This is a genomic window from Actinomadura latina NBRC 106108 (assembly GCF_001552195.1).
In the GTDB taxonomy this organism is placed as follows: domain Bacteria; phylum Actinomycetota; class Actinomycetes; order Streptosporangiales; family Streptosporangiaceae; genus Spirillospora; species Spirillospora latina.
The window spans coordinates 315,708-324,448 of the sequence record NZ_BCQS01000013.1 but is presented as its reverse complement, the minus strand read 5'-3'; the positions used below and the strand labels follow the sequence as shown (position 1 = coordinate 324,448).

9 protein-coding genes are annotated in these 8,741 nt (G+C 64.3%); 6 read left to right on the top strand and 3 right to left on the bottom strand.

Annotated elements, in window-relative coordinates; genetic code table 11:
* Both AL2_RS38100 and AL2_RS36575 read right to left on the bottom strand, forming a co-directional pair.
* The coding region (locus AL2_RS38100) for a serine/threonine-protein kinase (RefSeq protein ID WP_281181603.1) at window positions 1-1,095 on the bottom strand (1,095 nt) is incomplete at its 3' end.
* 72 nt (window positions 1,096-1,167) lie between these two features.
* Window positions 1,168-2,418 carry a DUF455 family protein gene (locus AL2_RS36575; protein ID WP_083946726.1) on the bottom strand — a complete coding sequence of 417 codons (1,251 nt, stop codon included), beginning with the start codon at window positions 2,416-2,418 and terminating at the stop codon, window positions 1,168-1,170.
* A gap of 296 nt (window positions 2,419-2,714) precedes the next feature.
* Here AL2_RS36575 and AL2_RS37590 point away from each other — a divergent pair, with 296 nt between their 5' ends.
* From AL2_RS37590 to AL2_RS20785, 6 genes are all read left to right on the top strand, one after another.
* Window positions 2,715-3,059, top strand: a complete 345-nt coding sequence (locus AL2_RS37590) for a hypothetical protein (protein WP_157438265.1) — start codon at window positions 2,715-2,717, stop codon at window positions 3,057-3,059.
* 1,122 nt (window positions 3,060-4,181) lie between these two features.
* Entirely contained in the window at window positions 4,182-4,460 is a 279-nt protein-coding gene (locus AL2_RS37585; protein WP_157438264.1) for a hypothetical protein, read from the top strand.
* A complete protein-coding gene (locus tag AL2_RS20800; protein WP_067635831.1) occupies window positions 4,457-5,494 on the top strand; it encodes a peptidoglycan-binding protein in 1,038 nt (345 codons plus the stop codon). Before AL2_RS37585 ends, AL2_RS20800 begins: the two co-directional genes overlap by 4 nt.
* On the top strand, window positions 5,491-6,207 hold the full coding sequence (locus AL2_RS20795; RefSeq protein WP_245666778.1) for an ABC transporter ATP-binding protein: 717 nt from the start codon (window positions 5,491-5,493) through the stop codon (window positions 6,205-6,207). Before AL2_RS20800 ends, AL2_RS20795 begins: the two co-directional genes overlap by 4 nt.
* On the top strand, window positions 6,204-7,391 hold the full coding sequence (locus AL2_RS20790; RefSeq protein ID WP_067635829.1) for an ABC transporter permease: 1,188 nt from the start codon (window positions 6,204-6,206) through the stop codon (window positions 7,389-7,391). Before AL2_RS20795 ends, AL2_RS20790 begins: the two co-directional genes overlap by 4 nt.
* A gap of 80 nt (window positions 7,392-7,471) precedes the next feature.
* Complete coding sequence (locus AL2_RS20785; RefSeq protein ID WP_067635827.1) at window positions 7,472-7,834, top strand: hypothetical protein; 363 nt, start codon at window positions 7,472-7,474, stop codon at window positions 7,832-7,834.
* 31 nt (window positions 7,835-7,865) lie between these two features.
* Here the strand turns inward: AL2_RS20785 and efeU are convergent, their stop codons facing one another.
* A complete protein-coding gene (gene efeU / locus AL2_RS20780; protein WP_067635824.1) occupies window positions 7,866-8,729 on the bottom strand; it encodes an iron uptake transporter permease EfeU in 864 nt (287 codons plus the stop codon).
* Between the last annotated feature and the right edge of the window lie 12 nt (window positions 8,730-8,741).

Sequence of the window (8,741 nt, the reverse complement as noted above, 5' to 3'; positions counted from 1 at the left end):
ACCCAGCACCGTGCAGGCCACCGCCCACACGGGTTCGGTGTGGCCGGCGAGTGGCTCGCCGATCTGTTGGCCAGTGGCCAAGTCCCACATCTGGCTTGCACTCCCGGCACCATTGGCAATCAGGATCGGTCTGCCGTCTCGCCATGAGTAGGCAATCGTCACCAGCTCGCGCGCTTGCCCCCTAAGCGGCACTCCGACTTGAAGGCCAAATATATGTGCAGGAATAGTCGAATCGATAACAGTCCTACTTGCATCTATATTGCCCCGAAAAATCCTGTTCGGAGATTTCCCTTCCAGGAGCCAAAGTAGAGCCTCGGTGGCGCTGGGACGTTGCTTTGGAGGTTTACTAAAACTGGCCGACACTACTTTTTTCAGCGGCATTGGAATTCCAGATACGTCTGGATCAACGGCGATAATCTGACTCATAATGGCCGCCAGGGAACTGCCGTCGAACGCATGTTTCCCTGTGGCGGCGAAGATCATTGTTGCAGCCCAAGCGAACATATCGGTGTAAGGACTCAGCTTTCCTCCATCCACTTGCTCAGGGGCCATATACGCTGGCGTCCCAATACGCCGACTCACATTGGAGGTTATAGTATCCAGCGCTCGCGCAATTCCGAAATCAATAACCCTAGGGCCGTCTGAGTCAAGTAGGATGTTTTCTGGTTTAAAGTCGCAATGTACAATGCCGCCTGCATGAATAGCGGCAAGCGCAATGAGAGTTCCCGAGGCAAGGCGATGTAATGGGTCAGATTGAAGAGGGCCCTCACGGGAAATGTAGCTGGCCAGAGACTCGCCTGGTATGTATTCGCTAACTACGTACGGGACTCCTCGATGCGTCCCTAAGTCCAGAACGCGGGCGGTGTAGGCCGAGACTCTACGAGCAGCGTCAACTTCACGAAGAAATCTGGACTGCGCTGTCTCGTCACCGGCGAAGTGAGCGTGAAGCAACTTAAGCGCAACTAATGCACCATTGCTTGTTCGCACCAAATACACAGTTCCTTGCCCACCGGACCCTAGCCGTCTAATTACGGCATAGGAACCAATATTAGAAGGATCCTGGTCTCTTAGCGGCTTGAAATCCTCCAAATCCACTCCAGGTGTTAAAGAATGACGCTTCTGCGGATAAAGAGAGCCGCCGAGTAATGCCCTCGAAACAATCTATAATCAGCCGTTCTCGCGGGCCGTAAACTCTTGCTGAATATTTTCAATTTCTACTAGCGTGAATCCTGCCAGTTGCCGATTTTCAACGCTTATGGGGTGCTTATAAACCTCAACCGATCGACAGGCTTTCAAGCGGTCCTTGATCTTGTTTTCCAATTTTGCCACTGCTTCGTCATTTCCGAGTAGATATCGGAGCCATTTATTGCCGTTGGCGACGTGGACGATTTCATCGGCAGTGACATACTGAAATGCGGATGCCAATTCCTCCTCTCCGTCCTCCTTTAGCCTTTTATAGATGTTGTCCGCACTATCAATAGCGCCGCCTTCTCCTAGACGTTGCTCTATGATTAAACGCTCAGCCAGATCGTTACCGAGAATGAAATTATCCCAGACCTCGAACCGAACCGGAAGATCGCCAATTTTACATCCAAGTTCATTCGCGCGAGATATAAACAGCTCGAAATGCCGGATCTCATCCCTAAGCTGTCTCGCCAAATCAAATCGAAGTCCCCATGGAGCTTCGGTATGGTGTGCCAATAGCGCGGCACAAATTTCGGCGGCACACAATTCGATTCGAAATGCAAAATCGTAGAGTATCGGGCCGTATTTGGAAAGTCTTTCTTCTCGGTCGCGTGTACGTTCTTGAGTAACCAATGCGTCGCGACCAGGTCGATTCGGGATTCTTTCGAGAGTGCGTCGCCCAATGAAGATCTTTTCCAGTGACAGGTTTTCCCTGACCAGGCCGCAGGACAAAGCGCCGGTCTTCGGGAAAGGGAAGTGCAGTGGCGCTGAGACAGGTTCCTGAGGTCCAGGCAGACTCAGTTCCGTTAGTCGTTCTCTGACTTGGTTCAAGCAGTCCACTGTCACCTCGTCTGAGGCCGGAACTCGTGTGCGATGAAGCTCCACGCAATCTCTCAAGTCTGGATACGCAAGTTTTTCCAGTATCTCGTGCTCCCTAACGGGATCTGACAGAGAAATCACATCATCGATGAAGTCGGCATATTCACGGCTACCTGGTCGTGGAAGAGCAACTCGCGTTCTTAATGAGCCGATTCTATCGACTAGAAGTTGGGAGGATTGAGCGAGGGCCCAAATATTGCGGGACAGCTCAAGCTTCTGGGGTATCGATGGGGTGCGCACCAGTACACTTGCAGATATTTCCATTAACTTCGTGGTTGAGAATAGCAAGGCTTGGAGCGCCTGTCGATTCCTTAGGAACTCCGAGTCATAGTGGGGAGGGTCCGCGGATCGCATTTTTGTCTCCTTGCTATGATTTCAAGCGGCGAAGATTAGTCCTCGCCGGCTCCGACTTCTGGTCGTGAGACCGGCGATCGTATTGCTAATAACTTGGCGTTCCTACCTAAGTCTACCAGTGCAGAGCTTATTTTTGGAAGGTTTTGACTGCTCCTTCGTCACTCCAGTCACGATAGTCTCATAGTAAACGGTTCAACGTCACAAGGATCTTAATTATGGTTGTCCAGGAATCGATCTTTTGGTCACTCCGATTCTCTTGCTGCTAGCCTGTCTGCCACAAAGTGGGAGTGAATTTCGTGACTCGATCGACTTGGGTATTCGACAAAGGTAACTCAATTGCAAAACTAGCCATCACCGTGAATGGAGAGATTGATGCTCGTCATGTAGATGTCAGGGATTTTGACATGGAGCACATTGAAGAAGGTGAAGAGATTGCATTGATTGTCACCGATATCTCGGCAATGAGTCTATCTGTAAGCCTTGTTAGGCGAGTGCTGGAGAACGCGGGCTACCCCCGCAAGCTAACTCTCTTCGTCTCAGATCCAAATAGATATATCTCCATGCTTGAAAAGACATCGGATTGGAATTCCATCTCCGAACAAATTTCTGCCGGAGTGATATTGATTCAACCTTTTCTTTGATTTTTGGGTTGACCGACCCGCGGAAGGTTGATTGGGCGGGTTACGGCACATCGTGATTAGCGATCTCGAGCATGGTTGTGATGGCGCGTTAGTAATCCTGCGAGATTCTCGGAGATCACGCCTGAGACGCGCTTGTGCGGGTGCAGGCTTGTTGACGGGAAAGCGGCGCCGCGGCCGCCTGACGATGTGGTCGAGATGTTAACTGCGTCCGTGATGACGGGCCACAGCGCGCCAGTTCTTCAGATGCGCCATCGCGTGCTCGACGCGGATCCGCAGGGCGGCGTGTTCTTTGCGATTTTCGGTTGCGGTGGCGTTCCCGCCGGGCCGCCAGTCTGGCCACCAAGGCTGGTAATCCTGCGTCGCCCAGGATTTGCATCGGCGGGCTGGCTTTGAGTAGATCGAGCAGGCCCGGACGACGGGCCTGGGGTGACCAGTTCGGTGATTAACGATCAGGTAGGCGCCGCGTCACCACGACCATGCACGAGGTCGTTAGGTGGCGCTGGAAGACGTGGCTGCCTGGGCCGTCCAGGCTTGCGAGACACTCCGCGAGTAGCACTTGCTTTGGGGGTTTGCTCCACTTCGGTGCCTGGTTGTCCGAGATGTGCCAGGTGGCGCGTTGCTCGTTATGGGGTGGTGCGCGTGGGTCGCTGCGGCTCGGGTCGCCTCCACTCTGCCCGGGGAGCCACGGGAGCCAGAGTGGGGAGCCAACGGGGCTCGATCCACTCCGACTCACCGGGACCCCTTCGGACGTTTCTGCTGCTGAGAGGCTCGTCCGGCGACGTTCCGCGACTTGGTCGGATCCCGTCGGAACGAGCGCGGCTAATGCGGGTTTAACCCCTTCGTCAGTCTCATGGTGCTTCGCCAGGGCACAGCGTCCCGGCGGAGAGGAGCGTGATGAGGCTTCGGGTGTGGGGCGTCGTTGCGGCGCTCGTGGTCGGGCTCGCGGGATGCGGGGACGACGGGAGCGGGGTCGCTTCCGCCGGTGGGGCGGCGGGGAAGGGGTCCGCGTCGGCTTCGCCCAGTCAGTCGCTTTCGGCGGAGGACGCGCAGCTCAAGTTCGCGCAGTGCATGCGGGAGAACGGGGTTGACGTCCCTGATCCTGGTAGTGGGGACCAGAGGGCGATGCGGCTCGGGAAGGGAGGCGACAGGAAGAAGCTGGAGGGTGCGCTGGAGAAGTGTCGGCAGTGGTTGCAGGCGGGCGGGAAGATGCCCGATCTGAAGGACCCGAAGGTGCGCGACCAGTACGTCGAGTTCGCGCAGTGCATGCGGGAGCACGGGGTGGACATCCCCGATCCGGGGCCGGACGGGCAGATCAGGCTTCCGGCCGGGGACATCGACCGGAGCGCCCTGGAGAAGGCGCGCGAGGCGTGCAAGGGCAGCCTGCCGGGGGTTGGACGGTGAGGCGCGTCCTGGTCGTCGGCTCGGTCGCCGTCGTGGTGGTCGCCGGTGGCGGCAGCGTGCTGGCCTGGACGGCGGGCGGCGGTGAGGCGGCGGCGGGGCACCCGGCCCGGCTGGCCACCGCCGTGGTGAGCCGGGGTGATCTCGTGGACACCGAGACGGTCGACGGGAAGCTCACCTACGACGATGTGCGGCAGGTGTGGACGGGCGCGGCCGGTGTCGTGACGTGGGCGCCGGAGCAAGGGGCGGAGGTCAGGCGGGGCGGGACGCTGCTGAAGGTGGCGGGCGAGCCGGTCACGCTGATGTACGGCGGCAGCCCCATGTACCGGACGCTGCGGAGCGGGGAGTCGGGCACGGACGTCCGGCGGCTTGAGGAGAACCTGCGGGCGCTCGGGTACGACGGGATGGCCGTGGACGACGAGTTCACCGGGGCGACCGAGGCCGCGGTGCGGGAGTGGCAGGACGATCGGGGGCTCGCGGAGACCGGTGCCGTTGATTCCAGTCAGGTCGTCTTCCTGAGCGGGGCCGTGCGGATACGGGAGGTCAAGGCGCCCGAGGGGAAGCGCGTCGGGCAGGGGCAGCCCGTCCTGACCGTGGCCGGGACGAAGCGGGTCGTGCATGTGGATCTCGACGCCGACAAGCAGGACCTCGCGAAGAAGGGCGCCGGAGTCTCGGTGGAGCTGCCCGGTGGCAAGGCCGTGAAGGGAGAGATCATCGAGATCAGCGGCGTCGCGGAGAGCACCGGGTCGGGGCAGGACAAGAAGACCACGGTCGATGTCGACATCTCGATCGGCGACGCCGGGACGGGACGGCTGGACGAGGCGCCGGTGAGCGTCGAGCTGGAGAGCGAGCGGCGGAAGAACGTCCTGTCGGTGCCGGTGGAGGCGCTGCTGGCGCTGCGGGAGGGCGGGTTCGGTGTGGAGGTCGTCGACGGCGGGCGGCGGCTCGTGCCCGTGGAGGTCGGGGCGTTCGGCGGCGGGCGGGTCGAGATCACCGGTGTCCGCGAGGGCGCGAAGGTCGGGGTGCCTGCCGAATGAACACGCTGGGCATGGACGTGCGGGGCGAGAACATCGTCGAGCTGGCCGGGGTGACCAAGGAGTACGCGGGCGGCGTCGCGGCGCTGAAGGGCGTCGACCTGGTGATCGCCCCGGGGGAGATGGTGGCGATCGTAGGGCCGTCCGGGTCGGGGAAGTCGACGATGCTGCACATGATCGGGACGCTCGACCGTCCCACCGGGGGCAGCGTGCGGGTCGCCGGGCACGAGGTCGGCGAACTCGGTGACCGGGAGCTGTCGGCGCTGCGGGCACGGCACCTCGGGTTCGTGTTCCAGCAGTTCCATCTGGCGGCGGGCGTGAGCGCGCTCGGCAACGTCGCCGACGGCCTGCTGTACGGCGGCGCCGGGCCGGCGGAGCGGCGGGAGCGGGCGCGGGCCGCGCTCGGACGCGTCGGCCTCGGGCACCGGACCGGGCACCGGCCGCACCAGCTGTCGGGCGGTGAGCAGCAGCGGGTCGCGGTCGCGCGGGCCGTCGTGGGGGAGCCCGACCTGCTTCTCGCCGATGAGCCCACGGGCAACCTCGACTCGGCGGCGGGCGCGGAGGTGCTCGCCCTGCTGGACGAGCTGAACCGCGCCGGCACCACCGTCGCGATCATCACGCACGATCCGGAGGTGGCCGGCCGGGCGCGGCGGAGGGTCCGGGTCCGGGACGGGTTGATCGTCGCGGACGAGCAGGCGGAGGCGGGCAGCCGATGAAGACGGAACTGGCGCCCGCGCGGCTCGGCGCGAACGACGTGCTGCGCGTCGGCCTCGGCGGATTGAGGGCCCGTCCGGCCAGGGTCGTGCTGTCCGCGCTCGGCATCGCGATCGGGATCGCCACGATGGTCGCGGTCATCGGGATCTCCTCGTCCAGCAAGGAGGACCTGCTGGCGCGGCTCGACCGGCTCGGCACCAACCTGCTGACCGCGAAGCCGGGCGACACCCTGTTCGGGGACGAGGCGGAACTGCCCGAGCCGGCGCCCGGGATGGTGCGCCGGATCGGCCCGGTCACCGCGGTCGGCGCGACGGGGGCGGTGGACGCGACCGTCCGCAGGACCGACAAGATCCCGGCGGAGGTCACGCAGGGCATCGCCGTGCAGGCGGCCACGACGGAACTGCTCGGCACGCTCGACGTGGATACCGCGAGCGGCAGCTGGCTGAACGCGGGCACCGGGCGCTATCCCGGCGTCGTGCTCGGCTCCGAGGCCGCGGAACGGCTGGGTGTGGAGAAGGGCCGGGTGTGGATCGGCGGCCGGTGGTTCGTCGTCCTCGGCGTCCTGCGGCCCGCCGAGCTGGCCCCCGAGATCGACCGCTCGGCCCTCGTCGGCTGGGACGCGGCCCGCCGCCACCTCGGTTTCGACGGGCATCCGACCACGATCTACGAGCGCTCCACGGACGCGTCGGTGACCGACGTCCGGGACGTCCTCGCCCGGACGGTCAACCCCGAGCATCCCGAGGAGGTGCAGGTCAGCCGCCCCTCGGACGCGCTGGAGGCGAAGGCCGCGGCGGCCGGCGCGTTCACCGGGCTGCTGCTCGGGCTCGGCGCGGTCGCGCTGCTGGTCGGCGGGGTCGGCGTCGCCAACACGATGGTGATCTCGGTGCTGGAGCGGCGCCGCGAGATCGGGCTGCGCCGCTCGCTGGGCGCGACCCGCGGGCAGGTGCGCACCCAGTTCCTCGCCGAGTCGCTGCTGCTGTCGGCGTTCGGCGGCGCGGCCGGCACCGTGCTCGGCACGGCCGTCACCGCCGGGTTCGCGCTGTGGAAGGGCTGGCCGCCGGTCGTGCCGGTGTGGGCGCTCGGCGGCGCGCTCGCCGCGACGCTGGCGATCGGGACGGCCGCCGGGCTGTACCCGGCGGTGCGGGCCGCGCGGCTGCCGCCGACGACGGCGCTGGCGTCGGTCTGACACTGGTCACGTTCGCCCGGGGCGGTGCATGATTGTGACGGCAGCCGTGTTCCGCCCCCGGGGGAGGTGCCTCAACAGCCATGCCGGTGCCACGCCCGCTTCGTGAGCGCTGCCGGGAGTTCCTCGGGGTCGACGGGGGAATCCGCTACATCTTCCCCGCGATGGCCTACGGCGGCGGCGCGGGCTTCCTCTTCGTCGTCACCGACGACCAGGTCGCGGTGATCTCCACCGGCTCGCCGCGGAGCGGCAACCCGAAGACGATCTGGGGCAGCTACCCGCGCGGCACCCGGATCGGGCCGGTGGAGACCGGCGCCGGCGCGTCCTTCGAGTTCGCCGGCGCCGTCTTCGAGGTGGACGACGAGTACGTCCCGGTCGTCAACGCCGCCGACGCCGAGATCTTCGCCCGGGACAGCCTCCCCCGGGACCCGCTGCCCGACCTCTGAGAGCCGGGGGTTCGGGGCCGTCCCCGCCGGATCAGGACGTGGTGGCGGGCTCGGTGGCCTTGGCCGGGGCGGGCTTGGACGGCGACGGGGCCCGCAGGAACAGGAACATCACCGGGACCAGGTAGGCCGCCCACATGATCAGCTGCAGCCAGGTGATCTGCGGCGTGACGTTCAGGACGCCCTGGAACACCGTCTGCATCCAGTCGCCGGCGCCGCCGAACCGGGCGAAGAACGCGTGCGGCTCCAGCGCGACGGCGTTCAGGCCGGGGAAGACCTCGGCCTCCTGCAGGTCGTGGAAGCCGTAGCCGAACACGCCGGCGGCGACGACGATGAGCGCGGCGCCCGTCCAGGTGAAGAACCGCTTCAGGTTGATCTTGAGGCCGCCGCGGTAGAGCAGGTAGCCGAGCGCGACGGCGACGGCGAGCCCGAGGAACGCGCCGATGATCGGCTCGGTGGAGCCGCCGGACGAGTTGGAGATGTTCGTCCACAGGAACAGCGCGGTCTCCAGGCCCTCGCGCCCGACGGCGAGGAACGCGACGGCGGCGAGGGCGAGCGGCCCGACGTTCAGCGCGCCTTCGAGCTTGCCCTCCAGTTCGGCCTTCATGAACCGGGCGGTCTTGCGCATCCAGAAGACCATCCAGGTGACGAGGCCCACCGCGATGATCGACAGGACGCCGCCGAACAGCTCCTGCGTCTTGAACTGCATCTCCGAGGACGCGGCGCTCAGCGCGATGCCGAACGCGAACGCGAGCACGATGGCGGCGCCGATCCCCGTCCAGACGGGGACCAGGGCCCGGCGGTTGCCGGTCTTCACCAGGTACGCGATCAGGATGCTGACGACCAGCGCGGCCTCCAGCCCCTCACGCAGTCCGATGAGGAAGTTGCCCAGTAGCATCGCCGCACTCCT

What these genes read in the sequence shown, in the direction of transcription:
- AL2_RS36575 (WP_083946726.1), bottom strand. Translation starts at nt 2,418, where the DNA reads ATGCGATCCGCGGACCCTCCCCACTATGACTCGGAGTTCCTAAGGAAT.
- AL2_RS37585 (WP_157438264.1), top strand. Translation starts at nt 4,182, where the DNA reads ATGCGGCTCGGGAAGGGAGGCGACAGGAAGAAGCTGGAGGGTGCGCTG.
- AL2_RS20795 (WP_245666778.1), top strand. Translation starts at nt 5,491, where the DNA reads ATGAACACGCTGGGCATGGACGTGCGGGGCGAGAACATCGTCGAGCTG.
- AL2_RS20790 (WP_067635829.1), top strand. Translation starts at nt 6,204, where the DNA reads ATGAAGACGGAACTGGCGCCCGCGCGGCTCGGCGCGAACGACGTGCTG.
- AL2_RS20785 (WP_067635827.1), top strand. Translation starts at nt 7,472, where the DNA reads ATGCCGGTGCCACGCCCGCTTCGTGAGCGCTGCCGGGAGTTCCTCGGG.
- efeU (WP_067635824.1), bottom strand. Translation starts at nt 8,729, where the DNA reads ATGCTACTGGGCAACTTCCTCATCGGACTGCGTGAGGGGCTGGAGGCC.